Here is a 24729-nt window from a genome sequence, read left to right on the forward strand (position 1 = left end):
CAGTCTAGTCCCCGGCGCGCTCCGCGTCCTGCCCGACCTTCTCCCGGGGTCCTGTGGATGGCGGTGGATCATGTGGATAAGCCGCCTGCGCCGCCGCCGCCCGTTCGGTTTCGAACATGTAGTCGCGGGTCAGCGGCAGGGCGTCCACCTTCTTCGCCAGCTGCACCTGCCAGTTCATGTGGCCCCAGCGCCGGAAGGCGAGTTCGGATGAGGCCAGGTAGAACTCGAACATGCGGCAGAAGCGCTCGTCGTAGATGGCTTTGATTGCGTTGCGGTTTGCCGCGAAGCGCTCCCGCCAGTGGCGGATCGTCAGCGCGTAATGCAGGCGCAGGATCTCCAGGTCCGTGACCCAGAGGCCGGCCTTCTCGATGGCCGGGATCACCTCCGACACGGCGGGGGAGTAGCCGCCGGGGAAGATGTACTTCGTGATCCAGGGATTGGTGGTGGCCGGGCCGCCGGTCTGGCCGATGGCATGGATCAGCGCCACCCCGTCCTCCTTCAGCGCGTCCTTCACGGTGCGGAAGAAGGGCGTGTAGTGGTTGATCCCCACATGCTCGAACATGCCGACGGAGACGATCCGGTCCATCGGGCGGTTCCAGGCGCGGTAGTCCATCAGCTCGAACTTCACGCGGTCCGCTAGGCCGGCGGCCTCCGCCCGCGCGCGCGCCGCGGCCAGCTGCTCCTCCGAGAGGGTGAGGCCGGTGACGCGGGCGCCGTATTCCCCGGCCAGGGTCAGCGCGAGGCCGCCCCAGCCGCAGCCGATGTCCAGCACCTCCAGGTCCGGCCGGTCCAGCCGCAGCTTGGAGGCGAGATGGCGCTTCTTCAGCACCTGCGCCTCCTCCAGCGTCTCCTCCCCCGTGGGGAAGTAGGCGCAGGAGTACTGGCGGTCGGCGTCGAGGAACAGGGAGTAGAGCGTGCCGTTCAGGTCGTAGTGGTGGGCGACGTTGCGCCTGCTGCGCACCGCCGTGTTCAGGTCCAGCAGCCGGCGCCCGACCTGGCGAAGGCCCTGACCGACCTGCATGGCGGGGTGCGTGCCGCCCTCGGCCAGGTTCAGGATCAGCACGTCCAGCACGTCGTAGATGGTCGATCCCTCGATGGGCTCGATGCTGCCGTCCATGTAGCCCTCGCCGAAGCCGAGGGAGGGGTCCCAGAGCAGCCGCCGGGCGATCTCCGGGGTCTTGAGGGCGAGGGCGGCGGTGGGGCCGGGGCTGGTGCCGCCCATGATGCGGAAGGTGCCGTCCGGGCGGCGGACCCGCAGGGTGCCATGGCGGATAAGGCGGGAGAGGATGGGATCGAGAAGCAACGTTGGGCCTCCTTCAGTTACGAAGGCTGTCCCTCTCCGGCCGGCGCTTCAATTACGTGCCATGGCCATCACGCCCACGTGATGGTGCAGATATGCAAATGGCCGCCCCTTGTGGAGGCGGCCATTCGCGGTTCGCGCTTGTGCGGCGAGTCGCTTACTCGCTGGCGGCGCCCAGCTCGGAGAGCTCGGCGGCCAGCTCAGCCTCGAGAGAAGCCTCCTCGGCCTCCTGCTCGGCCCGAAGGTCCTCGCCGCGCGCCTGCTTCTCCGCCTCTTCGGGGGAGCGGGCGACGTTCACGATCACGGGGATCGAGACCTCCGGGTGCAGCGCGACGCGGACGGTGGTGAGGCCCAGCGTCTTGATCGGCTGCTCCAGGACGACCTGGTCGCGGGTGATCGTCAGGCCGGCGTCCTTCACCGCGTCCGCGATGTCGCGGCCGGAGACGGAGCCGTACAGCGCGCCGCTCTCGCCGGCGGAGCGGATCAGGACGACCTGCAGGCCCTCCATCCGCTCGGCCACGCGCTCGGCCTCCTCGCGCCGCTTGATGTTCAGGGCCTCGAGCTGCGCGCGCTCGGCCTCGAACTTCTTGAGGTTCGTCTCGGTCGCGCGGATGGCGCGGCCGGAGGGGAGGAGGAAGTTGCGGGCGTAGCCGGGCTTCACCTTCACGGTGTCGCCCATCTGGCCGAGCTTCTCGACCCGCTGCATCAGGATGACGTTGATCATGGTGCTATGCCCGGATCAGTCGTTGATGACGTAGGGCAGCAGCGCCAGGAAGCGGGCGCGCTTGATGGCATTCGCCAGCTCGCGCTGCTTCTTGGCGGAGACCGCCGTGATGCGGGACGGCACGATCTTGCCGCGCTCGCTCAGGAAGCGGGAGAGCAGGCGCACGTCCTTGTAGTCGATCTTCGGCGCGTTCGGGCCGGAGAAGGGGCAGGACTTGCGGCGGCGATAGAAGGGCCGGCGGGCGCCGACGGCCGGGCGGCGCGCGGCGGGGGTCAGGTCGGTCGTGTCGGACATCTTGGCTTACTCCTCGCCGCCCATGCCACCCATGCCGTCCGCGTCGTCGCGGGGGCGGGCGCGGAACTCCTCGCGGTCGTCGCCGCGCTCGCGGCCGCGGCCGGAGCTGAAGCGGCCGGCCGGGCGGGGGCCGCGGAAGCCGCGGTCACGCTCGCGGTCGTCGCCGCGCTTGGCGAGGATGGCGGAGGGGGCGTCGTCGATCGTCTCGATCCGCAGCGTCATGTGGCGCAGCACGTCCTCGTGCAGGCCCAGCTGGCGCGCGGTCTCCTTCTCGGCCTCGGCCGGGCAGTCGAGGCCCAACAGCATGTAGTGGGCCTTGCGGTTCTTCTTGATCTTGTACGCGAGGCCGCGAAGGCCCCAGTACTCGCGCTTGCGGATCTCGCCGCCGGCGGCGCCGACGATCTCGCCGACCTGGTCGGCGATGGCCTCGACCTGCGCCTGCGTCAGGTCGTTCCGCGCGATCAGCACGGTTTCATAGAGCGGCATCTGTATCCCTTCGGATGTCTCAGCCCCGGAGGCCGGCGCGGGATGCGACGGCCGGAAAAAGGGCATAGCCGGGCGCGATGCCTCGCGCCCGGCAGGGTGGCGGGGGCGTATAGCCGCCCGGGCCGGTGGGGGCAAGCCGTTTCGGCGGCGGCCCGCTCCGGCCCTCAGCCCGTTCCGCTGTTGTCCGTCTTGTCGCTCTCCGCCAGCTTCCGCAGCTCCTCGGAGGTGAGGCCGGCGGGAACGGATCCGGTCAGGGTGCCGTCTCCATCGTCCAGATGGGCCTTGTTGGTGGGGGCACCGCCCGCGGTGTGGGTCCCGTCCCCCGTCGTGGGTGCCGGGCCCTTGTCCTGGCCCGCCCCGTCCTTGCTCTCGCTCATGGTCTCTCTCCCTTGCCTCTGGGGACCAGGGAGCAACGCATGAGGGCGGCGAGGTATGCCGGGCGGCTCAGATCTCCACCCAGCGGCGGAGGAGGTTGTGGTAGCCGGAGGTCATGGCGAGGACCCCCGGGTGGTCATCCGGCAGGTCCTGGCGAAGGGCGATGATCCCCATGTCCATTTCATAAAGGAAGGCGCGCTGGGCATCGTCCTTCACCATGGACTGGGTCCAGAAGAAGGAGCCCCAGCGGCTGCCTGCTGTCACGGGGTTCACGTGGTGCAGGGAGGTAGAGGGGTAGACCACCATGTCGCCGGCCGGGAGCTTCACCTCCTGCGTGCCGTAGGTGTCCTGCACCACCAACTCGCCGCCGTCATAGGCGTCGGGGTCGGTCAGGAAGAGGGTGGAGGAGATGTCGGCGCGGATCCGCTGGCCGGTGCCGGGCACGGCGCGGATGGCGTTGTCCACATGGGGATGGAAGGTCATGCCGGGGTCGTAGCGGTTGAACATGGGCGGCAGCACGCGCAGCGGCAGGGCGGCGGTGGCGAAGAGCGGGCTGCGGCCGAGTGCGTGGAGGACGAGCTCGCCGAGTTCCTTCGCCACGGGGGAATCCACGGGGATCTGCAGGTTGTGCTTCACCTTGGCGGATTGCTCGCCGGCCGTGGCGCGGCCGTCCTGCCAGGCGGCGGCCTCCAGGCGCTCGCGGCAGAGGGCGACCTCGGCTTGCGTCAGGACCTGGGGGATGCGGACGAGCATCGCGGGCGCTCCGGGCAGAAAAGGATGCGGGCGGCGGGGATGGCCTTGTGCCACCGCCGCCGCCCGCCGTCAGGTCCGGGGGCGCCTTCCGGCACCCCCGCTGTTCCCGCCCTCAGAAATCGGCGGCGAGGGAGACGAGCACCGTGCGGCCGGCCGAGACCACGGCACGGTTGCTGAACAGCCCTTCGTAGTTCGTGCGGTCGGTCAGGTTGTAGCCGTTCACGCGAACGGTCAGGTTCTGGTTGACCGGGTGCTGGATCAGCGCGTCGAGGCTGAAGTTGTCGGGGACCTCGGCGGTGTTGGCCGTGTCCACGAACACCTGGCTGCGATAGACGATGCCCGCGCCGAGGGTGACGTTCCACGGCGTGTCGCGGCCGATATCGTAGGTGGTCCAGACGGAGGCGGAGTGCTTGGGCACGTACTGCACGCGCCGGCCCACATTGGCAGCGGTGGAGGACCGCGTCGTCTCGCTGTCCAGGTAGGTATAGTTCGCCAGGACGTTCCATTCCGGCGTGATCCGGCCTGTGACGCCGAGCTCCACGCCCTTGATCCGCTGCCGGTCATTGGTGGCCACGAAATCGCCGACGACGGTGTCCGAGGGAACCAGGGCGTTGTTGCGCTCGGAGTGGAAGAGCGCGGCGGTCAGGCCCAGCCGCTGGTCGAGCAGGCTGATCTTCGCGCCGATCTCGTGGTTGGTGTTCCGGGTCGGCTCGAAGTTGCTGTTGAAGGTGGTGGTATCGGCGGGGAAGGTCGTGAAGAAGGTGCCCGGCGGCGTCGTGGAGGTGGAGAAGGAGTAGTAGTAGGTCTGGCTCGGCGTCGGCTCCCAGATCACGCCGGCGCGCGGGTCGAAGAAGCTGTCGTGGACGCTGACGTTCTGGCTGGGCGCGAGGCCCGGCGTGCCCGCCTTGTAGTCGAAGTCGTAATTCGTCCAGCGGAAGCCACCATAGAGCGACAGCGTCGGCAGCACGTAGAAGCGCTCGTTCAGGAACAGGCCGAGATTCGTCGATTCCGTGTTGCGGACGTTGTTCGCCGCGCCCGTGTCGAGCATCAGGTCATTGTTCGTGAAGGGCGTGAGCAGCGAGACGCCAGGGCGGGTGGGCGAATAGGGATAGGCGGTGCGGTCCACCGTCTCATGCGCGATGTCCACGCCGGCCGTCAGCTCGTGGCGGAAAGGGCCGGTGGTGAAGCGGGCCAGGGCCGTGGTGAGGTTCTGGATGCCCTCGTTCACCTGGTTGTAGGGCGCGTTGCTGCCGCCGCCATAGGCAAGGGCGGGGTTCAGGCCCCGGAAGAATGCGCCGGAGCACGAGTTGGCGTAGGTGACCGTCGCGGTCTGGCCCCCGCAGGTGGCGGCCGTCAGCGCCGTGTAGCGGTCGACATGCGTGTAGCGCGTGTCGTTGGTGATCGTCAGCCAGTTGCTGAAACGGTGGGACAGGCGTCCGGTGATGCGGTCCACCGTCACGTTGTCCAGATCATTCTCGATGCCGTAGAAGTTGGCGCGTCGCACGCCGTACTCCGAGGCGGGGCGGCCGATGGCATTCGGGCCGCGGAAGACGATGGGCATGCCGCCATCGATCGTGTGCCGGTCGCGGTAGTGCAGGTACTCGAGCGAGAAGGTCGTGGGCGTGCCGAGGCCGAAGGCGATGGAGGGCGCGACGCCCCAGCGGCGCGTGTCGATGTCATCACGGCCCACCAGGCTGCTGGACTGGCCCATGACGTTGATGCGGGCCGCGATCGTCTCGCTGATGCGCTGGTTGATGTCGAGGGTGCCGCGGGCGAAGGGGCCCATGCCGCCGGTCGCCACGCCGGAATAGCGGTTCTCCAGCGTCGGCAGCTTGCTGTTCACGTTGATGCCGCCGCCAATCGAGCTGGTGCCGAGGGCGAAGCCGGAGGCGCCCTTCAGCACCTGCACGTCCTCATAGGTGAAGGCGTCGCGCGAGTAGGAGCCGAAGTCGCGCAGGCCGTCCACCAGCACGTCGTTCTGGGCGGAGAAGCCGCGGATGCGGAACTGGTCGCCCGAGACGCCGCCATTGCCCTCGCCGATGGTGGAGGTGATGCCGGGGACGTTGCGGAGCGCCTGCTCCAGCGTGGTGACGGTCTGCTGCTGCAGGATCTCCTGCGGCACCACGTTGATGGTCTGCGGCGTGTCCTGGATGGAGTTGGGCAGGCGGGGATTGCCGGTGGGCGCCAGGAGCTGGTTGACGGGCCGTGCGCCGGAGACGGCGACCTCGGGGACCGCGAGGGCGGCCGGGGCATCTGCGGCGAAGGGGGACTGGGCGAAGGCCGTGCCGCCCGCCATGGCCGCACCGAGGCTCAGGCCGGCGACGAGGGCGGTGTTGGGCACGCCGCGAACCCGGCTCGGAACGTTACTCATACTGGAACCCCCTCGCATACTGATAATGCGAAGCGCTCCTAATTGCATTTCGGGGAGGGGGTCAAGAATGCGTGACGAAACCTCCACATTCGCTGGACCCAGCGTGGCCGGGGAGCCACGCCGGGCGGCGGTCACCATGACCGGGGTCGAATTGTCGGCCGCCGATCATGCCCCAGTCCTCAGAACTCCGCGGCGACGGAGACCAGGACGGTGCGGCCGGCCGCGACCACCACGCGGTTGCCGAACAGGCCCGCGTAGTTGGTGCGGTCCGTCAGGTTGTAGCCGTTCACCCGCAGGGTCAGATTCTCGTTGATGCGGTGCTGCACCAGGGCGTCCAGGCTGAAGTTGGACGGTGCCTCCGCCGTATTTGCCTGGTTCAGGTAGACGGGGCCGCGCCAGACGACCCCGAGGCCGACGGTCGCGTTGTAGGGCGTGTCGCGGGCGATGTCGTAGGTGGTCCAGAGCGTGGCGGCGTTGTCCGGCACGAACTGCACGCGCTTGCCGACATTCACGGGCGTCAGGGAGCTCGTCGTCTCGCTGTTCAGGTAGGAGTAGCTGGCCAGGACGTTCCACTCCGGCGTGATGCGACCGGTGGCGCCGATCTCGAAGCCCTGGATGCGCTGGCGGTCGGCGGTCTGGATGAAGGTGCCGACGTTGTTCGGATCCTGGGCGAGGGCGTTGTTCTTCTCGGAGCGGAACAGGGCGGCGGTCAGGCCCAGGCGCTGCTCGAAGAGGCTGATCTTCGCGCCCACCTCGTAGTTGGTGTTCCGCTCGGGCTCAAAGGCCGTGCTGCTGGCCGTCGCCTGGGAGGGAATGGTGGTGAAGTAGGTGCCGGGCGGGGTGGAGGAGGTGGAGTAGGAGAAATAGTAGGTCTGGCTCGGCGTCGGCTCCCAGATCACGCCGGCGCGCGGGTCCCAGAAGTTGCGGCTGAGGCTGACATTGGTGGTCAGTGCCTGACCGGGGGTGCCGGCCTTGTAGTCCAGGTCGTAGTCGGTCCAGCGGAAGCCGCCGTAGATGGACAGCGTGGGCAGCAGCCACAGGCGCTCGTTCAGGAAGAGGCCGAGGCTTGTCGCATCGGTCGAGCGCTGGTTGTTGGCGGCGCCGAGGGGCAGGTAGGTGCTCTGCGTGGAGGGGTTGCGGAGCAGGAAGCTCGGGCGCGTCTGGGCATAGGGATAGCCGGTCCGGTCCACGTCCTCGTGGAAGATGTCGACGCCGCCGACCAGCTCGTGCCGGAGCGGCCCGGTGTTGAAGCGCGCGACGGCGGTCGTCACGTTCTGGATGCCGAAGCTCTGTTGGCTGTAGGGGCCGGGACCGCCGGGATTCACCAGCGGGTTCCCCCCGTTCAGGAACTGGCCGGAGCAGCTGGCATTGAACAAGGTGAGGGTGACCTGGCTGGTGCCGCAGGACAGCGGCGTCAGCGCGGTGTGACGATCCACCCAGGTGGCGCGGAAGTCATTGGTAACCGTGAGCCAGTTGGTGAAGCGGTGGGAGAGGCGGGCGGTGACCCGGTCCACGTTCACGTCGTCGATGTCGTTCTTCACACCGAAGAAGAGGGAACGGTTCAGGCCGTATTCCGGCACCGGGCGGCCGACCCCGGTGAAGGGCGTGATGACGGGGGTTCCGCCATCGATCGTGCTCCGGTCGCGGTAGTGCAGGTATTCCACGGTCAGCGTGGTCGGCGTGCCGAGGCCGAGGGCGATGGAAGGGGCGACGCCCCAGCGGTCCGTGGTCTGGTCCTGGCGGTCCACCAGGTTGCTGCTCTGGCCCATGACGTTCAGCCGGACCGCCATCGTCTCGTTGATGCGCTGGTTCAGGTCCAGCGTGCCGCGGATGAAGGGGCCCATGCCGCCGGTGATGGTGCCGAGATAGCGGTTCTCCAGGGTCGGCGACTTGCTGTTGATGTTGATGGCACCGCCGACGGAGCTGCTGCCGAAGGCGAAGCCGCCAGCGCCCTTTAGCACCTGCACGTCCTCGAAGGTGAAGGCGTCGCGCGTGTAGGAGCCGTAGTCGCGCAGGCCGTCCACGTTGATGTCATTCTGGGCCGCGAAGCCGCGGATGCGGAACTGGTCGCCGCTGACGCCGCCGCCGCCCTCGCCGATGGTGGAGGTGATGCCGGGGACGTTGCGCAGCGCCTGCTCCAGCGTGGTGGCGTTCTGCTGCTGCAGGATCTCCTGTGGGACGACGTTGATGGTCTGGGGCGAGTCCTGGACCGTGGAGGGGAGGCGGCTGACGCCGGTGGGGACCTGCAACTGGTTGGCGGGGGCGGCGCCGGTCACGGCGACTTCCGGCACGGGGATGGTGGGCGTGGCGTTCGGGGCCAGTTCCTGTGCGAAGCCTGGGGCAAGGGCGGCCCCGCCGGCCATGGCGGCGCCGAGACTGAGGCTGGCGACCAAGGCAGTGCTGGGGGCGCTATGGCTCCCCGAAGTGGCGCGGCGCATGTGGACGACCTTGCAATGTTTGATAATGAGAGTCGTTCTTATTTGGGCTAGTTACACTCCGTCAAGAATGCGTGTGCGAGGCGTTCTCAATGAAAACGTGGGTTTCCGTCCCTGCTCGCCGCTATTCTGGAACGCGGTCGGTAAGATTGCTGGAATGTAATCCGCATGGGGCGCTGGTAGCGGCCGCCGCTTGGAAACGGATGGTCACTTGCTGCCTTCATTCTGCCGCTGCCCTGCCTTCGTGCAGGGCCGATCCGGCCGGATAACCGGCCGATCAGAGAGAAGGAGGTACGCGTATGTCCTGGCTTTCCCGTTCGATCCTGCTGGCCGGTCTGCTTGCTGGCGGCGCCTCCCTGGCTCCGGCCCATGCGGCGCCGGTCTCCGGCGGGCTGATGCTGGCGGGTCCCTCCGCCGCCACCTCCTCCGACCTGCTGCAGGAGGTGCGCTACGTGAACCGCTGCCGCCCCGTGACGACCTTCCGGCGGGACCGCATGGGCCGCCCGATGCGGGTGACCCGCGAGGTCTGCCGTCGCGTCTGGGTGGGGCGCGGCCGCTACTGATCGGCCCGCGGCCTATAGTGCCGCGGTTGACAGGGTTGTGACACGGCCGCTACCCCGCCGCGCCACGGCGGGGTAGCGGCTCCCTGCCGGGCCACAGGCAGGAAACAGATCACCATGGCCCTCGCGCTCGTCTTCCCCGGCCAGGGCAGCCAGGCCGTCGGCATGGGCCGGGAACTGGCCGCTGCCTTCGCCCCGGCCCGTGAGGTGTTCGAGGCGGTGGACGAGACGCTGAAGCAGCACCTCACCCGCCTGATGTTCGAGGGGCCGGCGGAGGAGCTGACCCTGACGGCGAATGCCCAGCCGGCGCTGATGGCCGTCTCCCTCGCCGTGCTGCGGGTGCTGGAGGCCGAGGGCGGCTTCGATATCAAGGACAAGGTGGCGCTGGTGGCCGGGCACTCGCTCGGCGAATACAGCGCGCTAGCGGCCGTGCGGGCCTTCGATGTGCCGCAGGCGGCGCGGCTGCTGCGGCTGCGCGGGGAGGCCATGCAGAAGGCCGTGCCGGCGGGCACGGGGGCCATGGCGGCGCTGCTGGGGGCCGAGATGGAGCAGGCGCGCGCCATCTGCGAGCGCGCGGCGGAGGACCCCGTGACGGGCGAGCGCGAGGTGGTGGAGGCCGCCAACGACAATGGCGGCGGGCAGGTGGTGATTTCCGGCCACAAGGCCGCCGTGGAGCGGGCGGTGGAGATCGCGAAGGCCGAGGGGGTGAAGCGCGCGATGCTGCTGCCCGTCTCCGCGCCCTTCCACTCCTCCCTCATGGCCCCGGCCGCGGATGCCATGGCGGAGGCGCTGGAGAGCGATCCGCCGAGGGCGCCGCTGGTTCCCGTGGTGGCCAATGTGACGGCGGCCAAGGCGACGGACCCCGACACGATCCGTGACCTTCTCGTGCGGCAGGTGACAGGCACGGTGCGCTGGCGCGAGTGTGTGGCCGCCATGACCGCCATGGGCTGCGACCGCTTCATCGAGGTAGGGGCGGGCAAGGTGCTGACGGGGCTGATGAAGCGCAATGCGCCGGATGCCACCGCCATGGCCTGCGGCACCCCCGCCGAGATCGAGGCGGTGCTGAAGGCCCTGTGAACGAAGGCATGAGCGACGGAACCCACATCACCGTCGAGGATGCGGCGGACCCGGCGGCCCGGGCGGCGGTGCTGGACGGGCTGATGGCCTACAACGCGGCCCGGACCCCGCCGGGAACTTTTACCGGGCAGCCCCTGCTCGTGGTGCTGCGCGACGCCGAGGGCGCGCCGGTCGGCGGGGTGGTCGGGCGGCACCGTGCGGGCTGGCTCTATCTGGAACTGTTCCACATTCCCGAGTCCTACCGCGGCCAGGGACTGGGGCAGAAGATCCTGGAGCGGGCCGAGGCGGAGGCGCGGGCGCGCGGCCTCGCCGGGGTTTGGCTCGAGACCTACGCCTTCCAGGCGCCCGGCTTCTACGCCCGCATGGGCTACACCACCGTGGGCGTGCTGCCCGGCTGCCCGCCGGGACAGGCCTGCCATTTCCTTGCCAAGCGCCTCGACGGCGCGCCCCTGGAGACCCCGTGATGTTCGACCTGACCGGCAAGACCGCCCTCGTCACCGGCGCCACCGGGGGGATCGGCGCGGCCATCGCCCGCGCGCTGCACGCCCAGGGGGCGCGGGTGGCGCTGACCGGGCGGCGGGAGGCGGAGCTGGCCTCCCTGGCCGGGGAGCTCGGCGAGCGGGCCTTCGTGGCGCCGGCAGACCTTTCCGACCCGGCGGCGCCCGCCGCGCTGGTGGAGAAGGTGGAGGCGGAGTTCGGGGCGCTGGACATCCTGGTGAACAATGCCGGGCTGACGCGGGACGGGCTGGCGCTGCGGATGGGCGACAAGGACTGGTCCGACGTGATCGAGGTGGACCTGACCGCCCCGTTCCGCCTGGCGCGGGCCTGCCTGCGGGGGATGATGAAGCGGCGGTCCGGCCGGATCGTCTCCATCGCCTCCATCGTCGGCGTCACCGGCAATCCCGGGCAGGCGAACTACGCGGCGGCCAAGGCGGGGCTGATCGGGATGAGCAAGGCCTTGGCGCAGGAGGTGGCGCCGCGCGGCGTGACCGTGAACGTGGTGGCGCCGGGCTTCATCAAGACCGCCATGACGGACGCGCTGAACGACGCCCAGAAGGCGGCGCTGATGGGCCGCATCCCCATGGGGAAGATGGGCGCTTCCGAGGACATTGCCGCCGCCGTGGCCTACCTGGCCTCCGACGAGGCGGCCTGGGTGACGGGGGTGACCCTGCACGTGAACGGCGGGATGGCGATGATCTGAGGCCTGATGCGGGGCCGGGAAGGTGCGGCGCGGGAACAACGGTCCTTGAACCGGGCTTCTGGCGTCCCTTCCTTGGCCTAGGCCGCGTCACGGAGGCGTGCTAAGGCGCGCGCCCAATGTGCCGGGGGCGCGGGCCTGCGATGTCCGCCCGGTTGCATGACCAGGTTTCCCGGCGGGCAACCGCCATCAGAGAGAGCAAACGCAATGAGCGAGACCGCCGAGAAGGTGAAGAAGATCGTCGTCGAGCACCTCGGCGTCGAGGAGGCGAAGGTGACGCCGGAGGCGTCCTTCATCGATGACCTGGGCGCGGACAGCCTGGACACGGTCGAGCTGGTCATGGCCTTCGAGGAGGCTTTCGGCGTGGAAATCCCGGACGACGCGGCCGAGAAGATCACGACCGTCGGCGACGCCATCACCTATATCGACGCGCACAAGACGGCCTGAAGGCCGGATCGGGATCGGCGGGCCGGCCCTTCCGGGGCATGGCCCGACCGCCAGCATGAGATCGCGCGCGGCGGGGCCGGTTCCTCCGGCCGCCGCCCGGCCCCGCACCAGCCGCTGGGGCCCGGACGCGGGTAGGGAGTAAGCGAGAGTGTTCGGTCAGCTCACGGCCCCGCGCCGCGTCGTCGTCACCGGCATGGGCATCGCCAGCCCGCTGGGCCTTGGCGTGGAACATGTCTGGAAGCGGATGCTGGCCGGGGAATCCGGCATCACCGCCATCCAGGCCTTCGATGTGTCCAACCTGCCCGCGAAGATCGCGGGCACCGTCCCTACCGGCACGAAGGCCGATGGCGCGCTGGACCTGGCGGAGTGGATCCCCGTCAAGGACCAGAAAAAGATGGACCGCTTCATCCAGCTCGCGCTGGTGGCGGCCACCGAGGCGGTCGAGGATTCCGGCTGGGTGCCGGAGACCGAGGAGGATCGCTACGCCACGGGCGTGATGATCGGCTCCGGCATCGGCGGCCTGCAGACGATCTACGAGGCTTCGCAGCTGATCGCGGCGGGCAAGCACCGGCGGCTCTCGCCCTTCTTCATTCCCTCGGCGCTGATCAACCTCGCCTCCGGGCACGTCTCCATCAAGTACGGCTTCAAGGGCCCGAACCACTCGGTGGTCACGGCCTGCGCCACCGGCGTGCACGCGCTGGGCGATGCCGCGCGGCTGATCGCGCTGGGCGATGCCGATGTGATGGTGGCCGGCGGGGCCGAGGCAGCGGTCGTCGAGATTGGCATGGCGGGCTTCGCCGCCTCCCGCGCGCTCTCCACCGCCTTCAACGATACGCCCTCCGCGGCGTCGCGCCCCTGGGACAAGGACCGGGACGGCTTCGTGATGGGCGAGGGCTCCGGGGTGCTGGTGCTCGAGGAGTACGAGCACGCCAAGGCGCGCGGCGCGAAGATCTACGGCGAGGTGATCGGCTACGGCATGTCCGGCGACGCCTATCACATCACGGCCCCCGCCGAGGGGCATGAGGGCGCCTACCGGGCGATGAAGGCCTGCTTCCGCTCCTGCGGCCTCTCGCCGGAAGACGTGCAGTACATCAACGCCCATGGCACGAGCACGCCGCTGGGCGACGACCTGGAGCTGCAGGCGGTGGAGCGGCTGTTCGGCGATGCCGCCAAGGGCGTGGCCATGTCCTCCACCAAGTCGGCCATCGGGCACCTGCTGGGCGCTGCGGGGGCGGTGGAGGCGATCTTCTCCCTTCTCGCCATCCGCGACGGCGTGGCGCCGCCGACGCTGAACCTGGAGGAGCCTTCCCACCCCTCGGTGATCGACCGGGTGGCGAAGGAGGCGCAGCCGCGCAAGATCGAGGTGGCGCTGTCCAACTCCTTTGGCTTCGGCGGCACCAACGCCTCCATCATCTTCAAGGCGGCCGCCTGAGCCTCTGACCCCTGCCGCTGAAGGGACCGCACGCCGATGGGCCGAGCGATCCGTGGGCTGCTGATCCTGGTGCTGCTGCTCGGCCTGGCCGGGGGCGGCGCCTTCCTCTACGCGCGGCAGGTCTATGAGAGCCCGGGTCCCCTGGCGGAGGCTCGGAACCTTGTGGTGCCGCGCGGGGGGACGGAGGCGATCGGGGCGGCGCTGCAGGGTGCCGGGGTCGTGTCCGATGCCCGCGCCTTTCTTGCCGCTGCCACGGTCACGCGCGGGGAAGGGCCGCTGCGGGCGGGGGAATTCGCCTTTCCGGCCAGGGCCTCGCTGCGCGACGTGCTGGAGGTTCTGCGGACGGCGCGGCCGGTTCAGCGCCGCCTGACGATCGCCGAGGGGCTGACGGCACGGCAGATGACCGCCCTGATCGACAGGGCGGAGGGCATGACCGGCGAGACGCCGCCGATCGACGAGGGCGACCTGCTGCCGGAGACCTATACCTACCAGTGGGGCGATACGCGGGCCGCGGTCGTCCGCCGCGCGGAGGCCGCCATGCAGGAGGCGCTGCGCGAGGCCTGGGCGGGGCGGGCGCAGGACCTGCCGCTCGCTTCCCCGCGGGAGGCGCTGGTGCTGGCGAGCATCGTGGAGCGGGAGACCGGGGTTGCGGCGGAGCGGCCGCGCGTGGCTTCCGTTTTCATCAACCGGCTGCGGCGGGGGATGCCGCTGCAATCCGACCCCACCGTGGCCTATGCCGCGGGGGAGGGGGCGGCGCTGGACCGGGCGCTGACGCGGGCGGACCTGGACCGGGACCATCCCTTCAACACCTACCGCAACCGGGGCCTGCCGCCCGGCCCCATCGCTTCCCCGGGCAAGGAGGCGCTGCGGGCTGTGACGCGGCCGGAGGCGACCGACTTCCTCTACTTCGTGGCGGACGGCACGGGCGGGCACGCCTTTGCCCGCGCCCTGGACGAGCACAACCGCAACGTGACGCGCTGGCGGGAGGTGGAGCGGGGGCGCGCTGCTCCGGCCGCGCCGGCTCAGGCCCCGGCGCCCGGCGCGTCGCCGAATCCGGCCCCGGCACGATGAGGGCCACCGAGGCTCCGACCTGACCGAGGTCGCGGCTTGAGCGAGGCGCTGCCCCTCTCGGGCTGGCCGCTCTGGTGGCGGCTGCTGCTGGTCTCGTCCCTCTGGGCCACGGCCTTCCCTGTCGTGCGGCTGCTCACGCGCTCCATGCCGCCTTTCGCGCTCTCCTTCGGGCGGGGCGTGGCGGCGGTGCTGGTGATGCTGGGTTTCGCCCTGGCGACGGGTGCCTTTCGCGGGCTGCGGCGCGGCTTCTGGCGGCACGGGGCGCTGCTGGGCACGACGAATGGATGGTTGCCGAACTGCCTGATCGCGGTGGCGCTGGTCTCCTTGGGAGCCGCGACGGTGTCGCTGATCCAGTCCACCACGCCGCTCTTCGTCGCGCTGCTGGCCTTCGGCTTCCTGCCGACGGAGCGCCCGGGTCTGCGGACGCTGGCGGGGATGGCGGTCGGTTTTGCGGGGATCGCGGTCATCCTCGGCCCGCAGGCGCTGCTGGGTGGAAGCGGGTTGCTGGCGGGTGGGCTGGTGCTGCTGGCGGCGCTCTCCTACGCCGTGGGCACGGTCTATGTGCGGCGGCGGCAGCCCGGCTCGCCCGTGGCGCTCTCGGTCGGGCAGCAGGCCGGCAGCGCGGCGGGGGCGGGGGTGATGACCCTGCTCTTCGAGCCGGCGGGGGCCTTCGACCAGCCGATCGAGGTCTGGGGCGCGGTGCTCTGGGTGGGGGTGGTGGCCTCCGCCCTGCCGCTGACCTTCTTTCTCTCCCTGGCGCAGCGGGCGCGGGCGACGGATGCGGCTATGACAGGGTATCTGCAGCCCGGCTTCGCCGCCGTCTTCGCGGCGCTGCTGCTGGCGGAATGGCCGGAGCCGAGGGTCCTGCTGGGCGGGGCGGTGGTGCTGCTCGGCGTCTGGCTGGCGACCGGGAGGCGGTAGCAGGGGCCGGGTGGCCCCTGCCAGGGTTCAGCCCGGAGGTTCAGGACAGCGCGGGTTCCCGCAGGTGGGCCCGGCTCTTCATCAGCGGCTGGATGTGCTGGCCGTAGGCCTCGATGCCCTCGAGGAAGTCGTCGAAGGTGAGCAGGACGCCCGACAGGCCGGGAACCTCCGCCATCTCGTCCAGCATGCGCGCGACGGAGGCGTAGGAGCCGACGAGGGTGCCCATGTTCAGGTTGATGGCACCTTCCGGCAGCGCGTACTGCTTGGCATTGGTGTCCGAGCCGGACCGGGTGTCGGCGGCGGCCTGGCCGGCCATCCAGGCGATGGCCTCGCGGTCCGCGCCGGCCTGGTAGTGGTTCCACCGGGCCATGGCGGCCTCATCCGTCTCGTCGGCGATGAGCATGATGAGGGCGAGGGAGCCGACCTTGCGGCCGGTGACGGCGGCGGCCGCCCCGGTGCGGGCGACCATGGGCGCCAGCGCCTTCGGGGTGTTGATGCCCTGGCCCAGGCAGAAGTTGTAGTCCGCGTATTTCGCCATGAACTCCAGGCCGGCGGCGCTCTGCCCGGCGCAGACGATCTTGATGTCGCCCGTCGGCTTCGGCAGCAGGCGGCAGTCGTCCATCTGAAAGTGGTTGCCCTTGAAGTCCGAGCGGCCGGTGGACCAGAGCTCCCGGATGATCGTGGCGAATTCGGAGAGGTGCTCGTAGCGGGAGGCGAAGTGCTCATCCCCTGGCCAGAGCCCCATCTGCGAGTATTCCGGGCGCTGCCAGCCGGTGATGAGGTTCACCCCGAAGCGGCCGGGGGCGATGGAATCGATGGTCACGGCCATGCGAGCCATGATGGCCGGGGGCAGCACCAGGGACGCCGCCGTGGCGAAGAGCTTGATGCGGCTGGTGACGGCGGCGAGGCCGGCCATGAGGGTGAAGGATTCCAGGTTGTAGTCCCAGAACTCCGTCTTCCCGCCGAAGCCGCGCAGCTTGATCATGGAGAGAAGGAAGTCGAGCCCGTAGTGCTCGGCGCGCTGCGAGACCTGCTTGTTCAGCTCGAAGCTGGGCTTGTACTGCGGCGCATTGGCCGAGATGAGCCAGCCGTTGTTGCCGATCGGGATGAAGACGCCGACGTCCATGATGCGGTGGCTCCCTGGGAGAGACGGAACCCCTCCGGCCGAGCAAATCCCGTTCCATGGCGGCTGGCCCGGCGTAAATTCGTGACCCCAGGCTGAATTTAGTGGAAAATCGGACCAGGCCGGAGCGGCACGCCTTACAGATGGCGGCCTGCGACACCATACCCTGGCGCACATTACAGAAAGGACATGTCAGGCCGTGGAAGCCGAGGTTCTCGTTGCCCTTGTGGCGCTGATCGGGATGGAGGTGGTCCTCGGGATCGACAACCTCGTCTTCATCGCCATCCTGACCAACCGCCTTCCCGTGGAGCGGCGGCGCTCGGCGCGGCTGATCGGGCTGGGGCTGGCCGTGCTGATGCGGCTGGGCATGCTGGCCGGCGTGGGCTGGCTGATGACGCTGACGGCGCCGCTGTTCTCCGTGCTCGGCAACGAGATTTCCGGCAAGGACCTGATCCTGCTCTCGGGCGGTCTGTTCCTGATCGGCAAGGCCGTGATGGAGATCCATCACCGCGTGGATCCGGAGGCGCAGGCCGAAGCGAAGGTGGCGGACAAGGCGATGGCGGGGTTCGGCACCACCGTGGTGCAGATCATCCTGATCGACATGGTGTTCAGCGTGGACAGCATCCTGGCCGCCATCGGCATGACCCAGGTGATGTGGGTGATCGTGGTGGCGATCCTCGTCTCCGTGGCCGTCATGCTGCTGTCGATGGATGCCCTCTCCAACTTCATGGAGAAGAACCCGACGGTGGTGATGCTGGCGCTCGCCTTCCTCGTCATGATCGGCATGGTGCTGATCGGCGAGGGGCTGGGCTTCCACGTGCCGAAGGGCTTCGTCTACGTCGCCATGGCCTTCGCGGCGGCGGTGGAGGGGCTGAACATCTGGGCGCGGCGCTCCCACGGGCATCGCACGGCGTCGCCGGGTTCCTCCGGCCTCGCGGCGCCGGGGGAGGCCTCGGTCAGCCAGGGTGCTGTGGCGGCGGAGGTTCTCGCGCATCGGCCTTCGCCGGGAGCCGGCTGAGCCAGGAGACGGGCAGCGCGCCGGCGAGGCGCGCTGCCGCATAAAGGGGCCAGGGAAAGACGACCCTGGCCCTTCCTTTTTGCACCCCTTCCAGCGTGCTGCGCGCAGCTTCCACCGGCTCCATCAGGAAGGGCATGGGGAAGGTGTTCGGCGCCGTCATCGGGGTGCGGATGAAGCCCGGACAGACGGCGTGGAGGCGGATGCCCTCCGCGCGGGCGGTGGCGTCGGTGGCCTCGGTCCAGCGTTGGAGCGCGGCCTTGGAGGCACAGTAGGCCGGGGCGCCGGGGGAGGCGGTGAAGGCCGCGATGGAGGCGATGGCGGCCACGCGGCCGCGGACGCCGTCCGGGCCACGGGGCTGGGCCCGCATGAGGTCCAGTGCGGGCATGATCGTGTTGAGGGCGCCGGTTAGGTTCACGGCGAAGATGCGGGCGACCTGGTCCGGTGCCTCCCGCGTTCCGCCGGTGCCGGCGGAGGTGCCGGCATTGGCGACGAGGAGGTCCAGGCCGCCGGTGCCGCGGATCCAGGCTGCGGCCGCCTCCGCGTCGCGCACGTCGAAGGCGGCCTCCGTGACGGTGGCGCCCCGGGTGCGGCAGGCGGCGGCGGTGTCGGCGAGGCGGGCGGGATCCCGGCCGGAGAGGTGAAGGACCCGGCCGGGCGTGGCGAGTTCCAGCGCCAGGGCGGCGCCAAGGCCGGAGGAGGCGCCGGTGATCGCGGCGCGCGGCCAGGGCCAGGTGCCTTTGCTGCCTTGCATCATGCCCTCTCCCGCCGCAGAAGGCCGGGCATGGCTATCCGATCCATGACTGGCTTTGCGCGTGCTACCGGAACACTTCCGGACGGCACCCCCTTCACCTGGGAACTCCGCAGCGTCAACGGCCGTGGGCTGGACGTGCGGCTGCGCCTGCCCGGCGGGCTGGACGTGCTGGAGGCGCCCCTGAAGGAGGCGGCGGCGGCGCGCTTCGCGCGGGGCAACGTCTCGGCGAGCCTGACGGTGAAGCGGGAGGACCGGGCGCCGCGGCTGGTGCTGGACCCGGCGGCGCTGGAGCGGGCGCTTGCGCTGGTCATGGACCTTTCGGCGCGGATGCCGGGGGCAGCTTCCCCCAGGCCAGAGGCGGTGCTGGCCCTGCCTGGGGTGCTGCGGACGGAGGTGGAGGTGCCGGACGAGGCGGCGGAGGGCGCGCGGCGCGCCGCCGTATCCGAGGGATTCGGGGAGGCGCTGGCCGATCTTTTTGCGGCCCGTGCGGCGGAGGGCGCGCGGCTGCACGCCATTCTTTCCACCCTGCTGGACGAGATCGAGTCCCTGCGCGTCCAGGCCGTGGAGGAGGCGGCGCGGCAGCCGGTGGCGCACCGGGAGCGGCTGGAGGTTTCGTTGCGGGACCTGCTGGAGGGCGAGCGGCGCGTGCCGGAGGAGCGGCTGGCGGCCGAGGTGGCGCTGCTGGCCGCGCGATCCGACGTGCGGGAGGAGCTGGACCGGCTGGGCGCCCATGTGGAGGCCGCGCGGGCGCTGCTGGCCGAGGCGGCGCCGGTGGGGCGCAAGCTGGAGTTCCTGACCCAGGAGTTCGGGCGGGAGTCGAACACGCTGGGCGCCAAGGCGGGCAGCTTGGCGCTGACGCGGCTCTCCCTGGAGTTGAAGGCGGCCGTGGAGCGGCTGCGCGAGCAGGCGGCGAACGTGGAATGACCCCCGAGGATCCGAGCATGCGGCGGCGCGGCTTGTGCCTGGTTCTGGTGGCGCCTTCCGGCGCGGGGAAGACCAGCGTCTCGCGCGCGCTGCTGGGGCGGGAGGAGGAGCTCTCGCTCTCCATCTCCGCCACCACCCGGGCGGCGCGGCCGGGGGAGGTGCACGGGGTGCACTACTTCTTCCATGGGCTGGAGGAGTTCGAGGCCATGGAGGCGGCGGGGCACTTCCTGGAGACCGCCCATGTCTATGGCAGGCGCTACGGCACGCCGCGCGCCCCGGTAGAGGAGGCCCTTGCCGCCGGGCGGGACGTGCTGTTCGACGTGGACTGGCAGGGGCACCTGCTGCTGCAGGAGGCGATGCCGGGCGACGTGGTGGGGGTGTTCCTGATGCCCCCCTCCATCCCCGAGCTGGAGCGGCGGCTCCGGGCGCGCGGAACGGATAGCGAGGAGGAGATCGTCCGCCGCATGGGAAAGGCGCGCGACGACGCCTCCCACTGGCGGGAGTTCGACCATGTGCTGGTCAACACCGACTTCGCGGAGACGGTGGACACGGTGCAGGCGATCCTGCGTGCCGCGCGCACGGCGCGGACGCGGAATCTGTGGCTGGGGGATTTCGTGGCGGGCATGGGCTAGTGCTCGGCGTCCTCGGCCTCGTCGCGCCGGTCTTCCTGCTGATCGCCCTCGGCTACGTGTCGGGCGTGCGGCGGATGCTCTCGGACGAGGCGATGCGGGGAATCAACGACTTCGCCTTCTGGCTCTGCGCGCCGGCGCTGCTGTTTGTCTCGGCGGCCTCGGGCGGGGGGCTCGCGGCGCACGGGGCGCGGCTGGAGGTCGCCTTCTTCTCCGGCGTGCTGGCCGTCTATGCCGTGTGCCTGGTGCTGTGCCGGGTGGTGGCGCGGCGGGGGCTGGCGGAATCGGGGCTGTTCGCCCTGAACTGCGCCTTCGGGAACACGCTGATGATGGGCCTGCCGGTGGTGCTGGCGAGCTTCGGGCCGGCGGGGGTGGCGCCGGCGACGGCGGTGATCGGCCTCTACTCCCTCATCATGCTGCCGCTGACCACGATCGTCGCGGAGGCCGGGCTGAACGCGGGGGCGCACCCGCTGCGGGTGTTGCGGACCACCGCGCGGTCGGTGGTGCGGAACCCCGTGGTGATGGCGGTGCTGCTGGGAAATCTCTGGGCGCTGTTGCTGCCGCCTCCGCCGGCCCCGATGCAGAGCTTCCTGCACCTGCTGGGCGGGGGGATGAGCCCCATGCTTCTGTTCTGCCTCGGCGGCTCGCTGCGGGACTTCCAGATCCGGCGGGACTGGGGGGACGCGGTGGCGATCAGCGTGGCGAAGCTGGCGGTGCTGCCGGCCGTGGTCTTCGCCGTCGGGCGCTGGGCGGGGCTGGGCTCGCTGGAGCTCTCCGTGGTGGTGGTGATGGCGGCGATGCCGACGGGGGCAAACGCCTTCCTCCTCTCCCGCCGCTATGCCGTGGGGATGGAGCGAGCGGGAGCGGCGGTTCTGCTGGGCACCATCGCCTCCGTGGTGACGCTGACGGCGGTGCTGGGAATCGTCGCGCGCTAGTGCAGGCGCAGCTCGCCATCCGCGTAGGTGAACTCGGCGGGCTTCCAGAGGGCGGCGGAGGCGACGCGGACGGAGTGGAGGGCGCCCTCGATGTCCTTGCGCCAGAAATCGAGGAAGCCGTGCAGCTCGGGGAAGGTCGGGGCCCGGTCCACCTTCTGCCAGATAAAGCTTTGCAGGACGGCCGGATGGTCGGGCAGGCGGTAGAGGATCTCGGCCGTGGTCAGGTGCCATTCGGGGATGCGGACAACCCGTTCAATGCCCCGCAGATGCATGTCCTTCCTCCTGATGCCGGACGGCGGGGAGGCCGCCCGGGGCGAATGGTGCCATGCAGCAGCAATGTCCGGGCGCAAAAAATGTTTCATATCAATGCAATGGCACTCTCCGGCTGAGAGTGCTGCCGGACCCTTGACGTCATGGGGGGCGATCTCCTAGATCGCTGGCACTCGCCGGGGGTGAGTGCCAACAAACCTCCCGGCAGGGGTCAACCCAACATCAAGGCTCAGGAGAGGACCGCATGACGAAGTTCCGTCCCCTGCACGACCGCGTTCTCGTCCGTCGCGTGACGGCCGAAGAGAAGAGCGCTGGCGGCATCATCATTCCGGACACCGCCAAGGAGAAGCCCCAGGAGGGTGAGGTCGTGTCCGTCGGCGCCGGCGCGCGCAACGAGACGGGCCAGATCGTGGCGCTGGACGTGAAGGCCGGCGACCGCATCCTGTTCGGCAAGTGGTCGGGCACCGAGGTCAAGCTCGATGGTGAGGAGCTCCTGATCATGAAGGAGTCCGACATCATGGGCATCGTGGAGAAGGCCGCCTGATCGCTCCGTAAGGAGCTGATCGGCGCTTTCCCAACACCAGAAAGGACATTCAGATGGCTGCGAAGGACGTTAAGTTCGGCGCCAATGCCCGTGAGCGCATGCTGCGCGGCGTGGACATCCTGGCCGATGCCGTGAAGGTCACGCTGGGCCCGAAGGGCCGCAACGTGGTGCTCGACAAGAGCTTCGGCGCGCCGCGGATCACCAAGGACGGCGTGACCGTCGCCAAGGAGATCGAGCTGGCCGACAAGTTCGAGAACATGGGCGCGCAGATGGTGCGCGAAGTGGCCTCGAAGCAGAACGACCTGGCCGGTGACGGCACGACCACCGCGACGGTGCTGGCCCAGGCCATCATCCGCGAGGGCGCGAAGGCCGTGGCCGCCGGGCTCAACCCGATGGACCTGAAGCGCGGCGTCGACAAGGCCGTGACCGTGATCGTCGAGGACCTCAAGTCCAAGACCCGCAAGATCACGACCTCTGCCGAGGTTGCCCAGGTCGGTTCGCTCTCCGCCAACGGCGAGACCGAGATCGGCGAGATGATCGCGCAGGCGATGGAGAAGGTCGGCAACGAGGGTGTCATCACCGTCGAGGAAGCCAAGTCCATCCAGACCGAGCTCGACGTCGTCGAGGGCATGCAGTTCGACCGCGGCTACGTCTCCCCGTATTTCATCACGAATGCGGAGAAGATGATTGCCGAGCTCGAGAACCCGTACATCCTGATCCACGAGAAGAAGCTCTCCCAGCTGCAGCCGATGCTGCCGCTGCTCGAGGCGGTGGTTCAGTCCGGGCGCCCGCTGGTGATCGTGGCTGAGGACATCGAGGGCGAGGCCTTGGCCACGCTCGTGGTGAACAAGCTGCGCGGCGGCCTGAAGATCGCGGCCGTGAAGGCCCCGGGCTTCGGCGATCGTCGCAAGGCGATGCTCGAGGACATCGCCATCCTGACGGGTGGTGAGGTGATCTCCGAGGACCTCGGCATCAAGCTCGAGAGCGTGACGCTGAACCAGCTCGGCCGTGCGAAGAACATTCGCATCGAGAAGGAGAACACCACGATCATCGACGGCGCCGGCGAGAAGGAGGCCATCGAGGGTCGCGTGGAGCAGATCAAGGCGCAGATCGAGGAGACCACCTCGGACTACGACCGTGAGAAGCTGCAGGAGCGTCTTGCCAAGCTGGCCGGCGGCGTCGCCGTGATCCGCGTCGGCGGTTCCTCCGAGGTCGAGGTGAAGGAGCGCAAGGACCGCGTCGACGACGCGCTGCATGCGACCCGCGCCGCGGTTGAGGAAGGCATCGTCCCCGGTGGTGGCGTGGCTCTGCTGCGCGCCAGCCTGAAGCTGGCCGACCTCAAGGGCCTGAACAACGACGAGCAGGTCGGGATCGAGATCGTTCGGCGCGCCATCGCGGTGCCGCTGAAGCAGATCGCCGAGAACGCCGGCAAGGACGGCGCGGTCATCGCCGGTGAGGTGCTCCGCCAGGACGCCTACGAGTACGGCTATGACGCGCAGGCCGACGAGTACAAGAACCTCGTCGAGGCCGGCATCATCGACCCGACCAAGGTCGTTCGCACCGCCCTGCAGGACGCCGCTTCCGTGGCCTCCCTGCTGATCACCACCGAGGCGATGGTGGCCGAGCGCCCGGCGAAGTCCGCGGCTCCGGCCGGTGGCCCCGGCGGCGGCATGGGCGGCATGGGCGACATGGACTTCTGATCCCCTGGGGATCGGCTTCGATCTCCCCCTGGGGATCGGCTTCGATCCCCAACAGAAGTTCGGTCTTCGTGACGACGAGGGGCGGTCCGGCAACGGGCCGCCCTTTCTCGTTGTAGGATGGGATGTTCAGCGCGGAGGTTGGCGCGATGCCGACAGGGACGGTGGTCTGGTACCAGCCGCACAAGGGGTACGGCTTCATCCGGCCCGACGATGGCGGGCCGGATGTGATGGTTCACGAAACGGTGGTGGAGGCCGCCGGAAGGCGGGACCTGAAGAAGGGCGAGGAGATTGCCTACGAGGCGGAGCAGCTTCCGAAGAAGCCGGCGCCGATCGTGACGCGCATCCTCTCCCGCTAGCGGCCTACTCCTCCCAGACCTTGATTGCGGAGATCTTGCGGAGCACGCCCTTGGCGCGTTCCGCCTGGTCGGCATTGGCGACGTTCACGGTGAGGACGGCGACCGCCTTCTCGGAATCCGGGACCACTTCCGGGGTGGCGGCGTTGCTCACGCCCTGGGTGACCGCGCCGGCGCCGAGGCCGGCCGCGGCCGCGGCGGCGACAGCCGGCAGGGCGGCGCCGCCCGTGGCGACCACCACGCCGGCGGCGGCCATCGCCGCACCGGCCGAGGCCATGCTCGTGCCCATGGTGCGGAGGTTGCGCTGCTCATCCTCCTGCACGACGCCGTTCGTCTCGCCGGGGGCCTGGACGGGCTGGAGGCCGGTGTCGGAGGTGCGGATGGAGATCTGGTCGCGGGGGATCGCCTCCGCGGTCAGGTACTGGATGGCCTGCTCGGCGCCATCATGGGTGCCGAAGCTCGCGATGATCTGGCGCTGGGCGTGCGGTGCATCTGACATGGTGCGTTCCTCTGGATTAACCTTGCCAGGGAACGCCGCTTGCGCCGGGTTGTTGCCGCCGGAACGGTCCGGGCGGCGGCCGGCTCAGATAACCTGGAAGCGCGCCTTGGCCGCCCGCTCGATGGCGCCGGCGACGAGGCGATCGATGTCGAGGGCGATTCGGAAGTCCTGCAGGAAGCGGAGCTCCTCCTGGCTGGCATCGCCGTCCGCGGCCGCGATCTCGCAGGCCAGGAGGTAGGCGGTCTCGCGCAGGCGGGGGGGCAGGGCGTCGCGGATCATCTCGCTCGCACGGTCCAGCCCATCGGCCTGGTCGAGGAGGCCGAGGACGACCTCGGTGACCGTGTCGATCTCGCTCGGGTGGAAGTCGCCGAAGGCCGGGAGTTCCCGCACCAGGCGGGACATGGCGGCAAGCTCGGCATCGGTCATGCCGCGGTCGCTGACGCCCATCAGCACCATGGCGCAGACCAGGGCTTCCTGCGCGGTGAGGCGCGTGGGCAGGGGGGTGGGAGCGGCGTCCATGACGTTCGTGTCCATCGTGG

28 protein-coding genes are annotated in these 24729 nt (G+C 69.9%); 15 read left to right on the forward strand and 13 right to left on the reverse strand.

The annotated features are described in order from the left end of the window. Positions 1-4 precede the first annotated feature (4 nt). The 8 genes from J5Y10_RS02450 to J5Y10_RS02485 form a co-directional block, all read right to left on the reverse strand. Entirely contained in the window at positions 5-1303 is a 1299-nt protein-coding gene (locus tag J5Y10_RS02450) for an SAM-dependent methyltransferase (RefSeq protein ID WP_245214255.1), read from the reverse strand. A gap of 154 nt (positions 1304-1457) precedes the next feature. Next, positions 1458-2024 (reverse strand): 50S ribosomal protein L9, encoded by a 567-nt coding sequence (rplI, locus tag J5Y10_RS02455; protein ID WP_209370357.1) that lies wholly within the window; start codon positions 2022-2024, stop codon positions 1458-1460. A gap of 15 nt (positions 2025-2039) precedes the next feature. Beyond that, a complete protein-coding gene (gene rpsR / locus J5Y10_RS02460; protein WP_043830720.1) occupies positions 2040-2318 on the reverse strand; it encodes a 30S ribosomal protein S18 in 279 nt (92 codons plus the stop codon). A gap of 6 nt (positions 2319-2324) precedes the next feature. Beyond that, entirely contained in the window at positions 2325-2804 is a 480-nt protein-coding gene (gene rpsF, locus J5Y10_RS02465) for a 30S ribosomal protein S6 (RefSeq protein WP_209370359.1), read from the reverse strand. A 164-nt stretch (positions 2805-2968) separates the two neighbouring features. Continuing rightward, entirely contained in the window at positions 2969-3181 is a 213-nt protein-coding gene (locus tag J5Y10_RS02470; RefSeq protein ID WP_209370361.1) for a hypothetical protein, read from the reverse strand. A 67-nt stretch (positions 3182-3248) separates the two neighbouring features. Continuing rightward, positions 3249-3932 (reverse strand): Fe2+-dependent dioxygenase, encoded by a 684-nt coding sequence (locus J5Y10_RS02475; protein WP_209370363.1) that lies wholly within the window; start codon positions 3930-3932, stop codon positions 3249-3251. Positions 3933-4044: 112 nt separating this feature from the next. Then, positions 4045-6303, reverse strand: a complete 2259-nt coding sequence (locus J5Y10_RS02480) for a TonB-dependent receptor (RefSeq protein WP_209370365.1) — start codon at positions 6301-6303, stop codon at positions 4045-4047. Positions 6304-6482: 179 nt separating this feature from the next. Next, entirely contained in the window at positions 6483-8741 is a 2259-nt protein-coding gene (locus J5Y10_RS02485; RefSeq protein ID WP_245214256.1) for a TonB-dependent receptor, read from the reverse strand. A gap of 296 nt (positions 8742-9037) precedes the next feature. Here J5Y10_RS02485 and J5Y10_RS02490 point away from each other — a divergent pair, with 296 nt between their 5' ends. The 8 genes from J5Y10_RS02490 (at position 9038) to J5Y10_RS02525 (ending at position 15444) form a co-directional block, all read left to right on the forward strand. Then, entirely contained in the window at positions 9038-9301 is a 264-nt protein-coding gene (locus J5Y10_RS02490) for a hypothetical protein (RefSeq protein WP_209370367.1), read from the forward strand. Positions 9302-9415: 114 nt separating this feature from the next. Beyond that, complete coding sequence (gene fabD / locus J5Y10_RS02495; protein WP_209370369.1) at positions 9416-10375, forward strand: ACP S-malonyltransferase; 960 nt, start codon at positions 9416-9418, stop codon at positions 10373-10375. Positions 10376-10383: 8 nt separating this feature from the next. After that, positions 10384-10839: a GNAT family N-acetyltransferase gene (locus J5Y10_RS02500; RefSeq protein ID WP_209370370.1), complete on the forward strand. Its 456-nt coding sequence runs from the start codon at positions 10384-10386 to the stop codon at positions 10837-10839. Continuing rightward, on the forward strand, positions 10839-11576 hold the full coding sequence (fabG, locus tag J5Y10_RS02505) for a 3-oxoacyl-[acyl-carrier-protein] reductase (RefSeq protein ID WP_209370377.1): 738 nt from the start codon (positions 10839-10841) through the stop codon (positions 11574-11576). The genes J5Y10_RS02500 and fabG overlap by 1 nt, the downstream gene beginning before the upstream one ends. A gap of 204 nt (positions 11577-11780) precedes the next feature. Next, positions 11781-12020, forward strand: a complete 240-nt coding sequence (locus tag J5Y10_RS02510) for an acyl carrier protein (protein ID WP_043830727.1) — start codon at positions 11781-11783, stop codon at positions 12018-12020. A 148-nt stretch (positions 12021-12168) separates the two neighbouring features. Further along, positions 12169-13452 (forward strand): beta-ketoacyl-ACP synthase II, encoded by a 1284-nt coding sequence (gene fabF / locus J5Y10_RS02515; RefSeq protein ID WP_209370379.1) that lies wholly within the window; start codon positions 12169-12171, stop codon positions 13450-13452. 36 nt (positions 13453-13488) lie between these two features. Beyond that, on the forward strand, positions 13489-14523 hold the full coding sequence (mltG, locus tag J5Y10_RS02520) for an endolytic transglycosylase MltG (protein WP_209370381.1): 1035 nt from the start codon (positions 13489-13491) through the stop codon (positions 14521-14523). Between the two features lie 36 nt (positions 14524-14559). Beyond that, the gene (locus tag J5Y10_RS02525; protein WP_209370383.1) at positions 14560-15444 is read left to right on the forward strand and encodes a DMT family transporter; all 885 of its coding nucleotides are present in this window, start codon (positions 14560-14562) and stop codon (positions 15442-15444) included. Between the two features lie 40 nt (positions 15445-15484). Here J5Y10_RS02525 and rutA read toward each other — a convergent pair whose 3' ends face one another. Continuing rightward, positions 15485-16570 (reverse strand): pyrimidine utilization protein A, encoded by a 1086-nt coding sequence (gene rutA / locus J5Y10_RS02530; protein ID WP_209370384.1) that lies wholly within the window; start codon positions 16568-16570, stop codon positions 15485-15487. A 196-nt stretch (positions 16571-16766) separates the two neighbouring features. Here rutA and J5Y10_RS02535 point away from each other — a divergent pair, with 196 nt between their 5' ends. Then, on the forward strand, positions 16767-17585 hold the full coding sequence (locus J5Y10_RS02535; RefSeq protein WP_209370386.1) for a TerC family protein: 819 nt from the start codon (positions 16767-16769) through the stop codon (positions 17583-17585). On the opposite strand, the gene J5Y10_RS02540 is transcribed toward J5Y10_RS02535, so the two are convergent. Continuing rightward, a complete protein-coding gene (locus tag J5Y10_RS02540) occupies positions 17524-18339 on the reverse strand; it encodes an SDR family NAD(P)-dependent oxidoreductase (protein ID WP_342452817.1) in 816 nt (271 codons plus the stop codon). The two genes, J5Y10_RS02535 and J5Y10_RS02540, sit on opposite strands and share 62 nt — an antisense overlap. Positions 18340-18366: 27 nt before the next feature. Here J5Y10_RS02540 and J5Y10_RS02545 point away from each other — a divergent pair, with 27 nt between their 5' ends. Genes J5Y10_RS02545 through J5Y10_RS28680 form a run of 3 tightly spaced genes read left to right on the forward strand, consistent with a single transcriptional unit; the run spans position 18367 to position 20824 of the window. Beyond that, positions 18367-19260: a YicC/YloC family endoribonuclease gene (locus J5Y10_RS02545; RefSeq protein WP_209370387.1), complete on the forward strand. Its 894-nt coding sequence runs from the start codon at positions 18367-18369 to the stop codon at positions 19258-19260. A gap of 17 nt (positions 19261-19277) precedes the next feature. Continuing rightward, on the forward strand, positions 19278-19892 hold the full coding sequence (gmk, locus tag J5Y10_RS02550; protein WP_245214257.1) for a guanylate kinase: 615 nt from the start codon (positions 19278-19280) through the stop codon (positions 19890-19892). Continuing rightward, entirely contained in the window at positions 19892-20824 is a 933-nt protein-coding gene (locus J5Y10_RS28680) for an AEC family transporter (protein ID WP_209370390.1), read from the forward strand. The genes gmk and J5Y10_RS28680 overlap by 1 nt, the downstream gene beginning before the upstream one ends. Here J5Y10_RS28680 and J5Y10_RS02560 read toward each other — a convergent pair. Continuing rightward, a complete protein-coding gene (locus J5Y10_RS02560) occupies positions 20821-21096 on the reverse strand; it encodes an usg protein (protein ID WP_209370392.1) in 276 nt (91 codons plus the stop codon). The two genes, J5Y10_RS28680 and J5Y10_RS02560, sit on opposite strands and share 4 nt — an antisense overlap. A 242-nt stretch (positions 21097-21338) precedes the next feature. Here J5Y10_RS02560 and groES point away from each other — a divergent pair, with 242 nt between their 5' ends. From groES to J5Y10_RS02575, 3 genes are all read left to right on the forward strand, one after another. Then, positions 21339-21638: a co-chaperone GroES gene (groES, locus tag J5Y10_RS02565; protein WP_209370393.1), complete on the forward strand. Its 300-nt coding sequence runs from the start codon at positions 21339-21341 to the stop codon at positions 21636-21638. 53 nt (positions 21639-21691) lie between these two features. After that, positions 21692-23338: a chaperonin GroEL gene (groL, locus tag J5Y10_RS02570; protein ID WP_209370395.1), complete on the forward strand. Its 1647-nt coding sequence runs from the start codon at positions 21692-21694 to the stop codon at positions 23336-23338. 146 nt (positions 23339-23484) lie between these two features. Further along, entirely contained in the window at positions 23485-23694 is a 210-nt protein-coding gene (locus tag J5Y10_RS02575) for a cold-shock protein (protein WP_209370396.1), read from the forward strand. 4 nt (positions 23695-23698) lie between these two features. Here J5Y10_RS02575 and J5Y10_RS02580 read toward each other — a convergent pair whose 3' ends face one another. Then, positions 23699-24190, reverse strand: a complete 492-nt coding sequence (locus tag J5Y10_RS02580) for a hypothetical protein (protein ID WP_209370398.1) — start codon at positions 24188-24190, stop codon at positions 23699-23701. Positions 24191-24274: 84 nt separating this feature from the next. Next, positions 24275-24724, reverse strand: coding sequence for a tellurite resistance TerB family protein (locus tag J5Y10_RS02585; RefSeq protein WP_245214258.1), 450 nt, complete (start codon positions 24722-24724; stop codon positions 24275-24277). Between the last annotated feature and the right edge of the window lie 5 nt (positions 24725-24729).

It is taken from the genome of Roseomonas indoligenes, from assembly GCF_017813365.1.
Lineage (GTDB): Bacteria > Pseudomonadota > Alphaproteobacteria > Acetobacterales > Acetobacteraceae > Roseomonas > Roseomonas indoligenes.

Coding starts and splice junctions, on each gene's coding strand:
- rplI (WP_209370357.1), bottom strand. CDS start 2,024: ATGATCAACGTCATCCTGATGCAGCGGGTCGAGAAGCTCGGCCAGATG.
- rpsR (WP_043830720.1), bottom strand. CDS start 2,318: ATGTCCGACACGACCGACCTGACCCCCGCCGCGCGCCGCCCGGCCGTC.
- rpsF (WP_209370359.1), bottom strand. CDS start 2,804: ATGCCGCTCTATGAAACCGTGCTGATCGCGCGGAACGACCTGACGCAG.
- J5Y10_RS02470 (WP_209370361.1), bottom strand. CDS start 3,181: ATGAGCGAGAGCAAGGACGGGGCGGGCCAGGACAAGGGCCCGGCACCC.
- J5Y10_RS02475 (WP_209370363.1), bottom strand. CDS start 3,932: ATGCTCGTCCGCATCCCCCAGGTCCTGACGCAAGCCGAGGTCGCCCTC.
- J5Y10_RS02480 (WP_209370365.1), bottom strand. CDS start 6,303: ATGAGTAACGTTCCGAGCCGGGTTCGCGGCGTGCCCAACACCGCCCTC.
- J5Y10_RS02485 (WP_245214256.1), bottom strand. CDS start 8,741: ATGCGCCGCGCCACTTCGGGGAGCCATAGCGCCCCCAGCACTGCCTTG.
- J5Y10_RS02490 (WP_209370367.1), top strand. CDS start 9,038: ATGTCCTGGCTTTCCCGTTCGATCCTGCTGGCCGGTCTGCTTGCTGGC.
- fabD (WP_209370369.1), top strand. CDS start 9,416: ATGGCCCTCGCGCTCGTCTTCCCCGGCCAGGGCAGCCAGGCCGTCGGC.
- J5Y10_RS02500 (WP_209370370.1), top strand. CDS start 10,384: ATGAGCGACGGAACCCACATCACCGTCGAGGATGCGGCGGACCCGGCG.
- fabG (WP_209370377.1), top strand. CDS start 10,839: ATGTTCGACCTGACCGGCAAGACCGCCCTCGTCACCGGCGCCACCGGG.
- J5Y10_RS02510 (WP_043830727.1), top strand. CDS start 11,781: ATGAGCGAGACCGCCGAGAAGGTGAAGAAGATCGTCGTCGAGCACCTC.
- mltG (WP_209370381.1), top strand. CDS start 13,489: ATGGGCCGAGCGATCCGTGGGCTGCTGATCCTGGTGCTGCTGCTCGGC.
- rutA (WP_209370384.1), bottom strand. CDS start 16,570: ATGGACGTCGGCGTCTTCATCCCGATCGGCAACAACGGCTGGCTCATC.
- J5Y10_RS02540 (WP_342452817.1), bottom strand. CDS start 18,339: ATGATGCAAGGCAGCAAAGGCACCTGGCCCTGGCCGCGCGCCGCGATC.
- J5Y10_RS02545 (WP_209370387.1), top strand. CDS start 18,367: ATGGCTATCCGATCCATGACTGGCTTTGCGCGTGCTACCGGAACACTT.
- gmk (WP_245214257.1), top strand. CDS start 19,278: ATGCGGCGGCGCGGCTTGTGCCTGGTTCTGGTGGCGCCTTCCGGCGCG.
- J5Y10_RS02560 (WP_209370392.1), bottom strand. CDS start 21,096: ATGCATCTGCGGGGCATTGAACGGGTTGTCCGCATCCCCGAATGGCAC.
- groES (WP_209370393.1), top strand. CDS start 21,339: ATGACGAAGTTCCGTCCCCTGCACGACCGCGTTCTCGTCCGTCGCGTG.
- groL (WP_209370395.1), top strand. CDS start 21,692: ATGGCTGCGAAGGACGTTAAGTTCGGCGCCAATGCCCGTGAGCGCATG.
- J5Y10_RS02575 (WP_209370396.1), top strand. CDS start 23,485: ATGCCGACAGGGACGGTGGTCTGGTACCAGCCGCACAAGGGGTACGGC.
- J5Y10_RS02580 (WP_209370398.1), bottom strand. CDS start 24,190: ATGTCAGATGCACCGCACGCCCAGCGCCAGATCATCGCGAGCTTCGGC.
- J5Y10_RS02585 (WP_245214258.1), bottom strand. CDS start 24,724: ATGGACACGAACGTCATGGACGCCGCTCCCACCCCCCTGCCCACGCGC.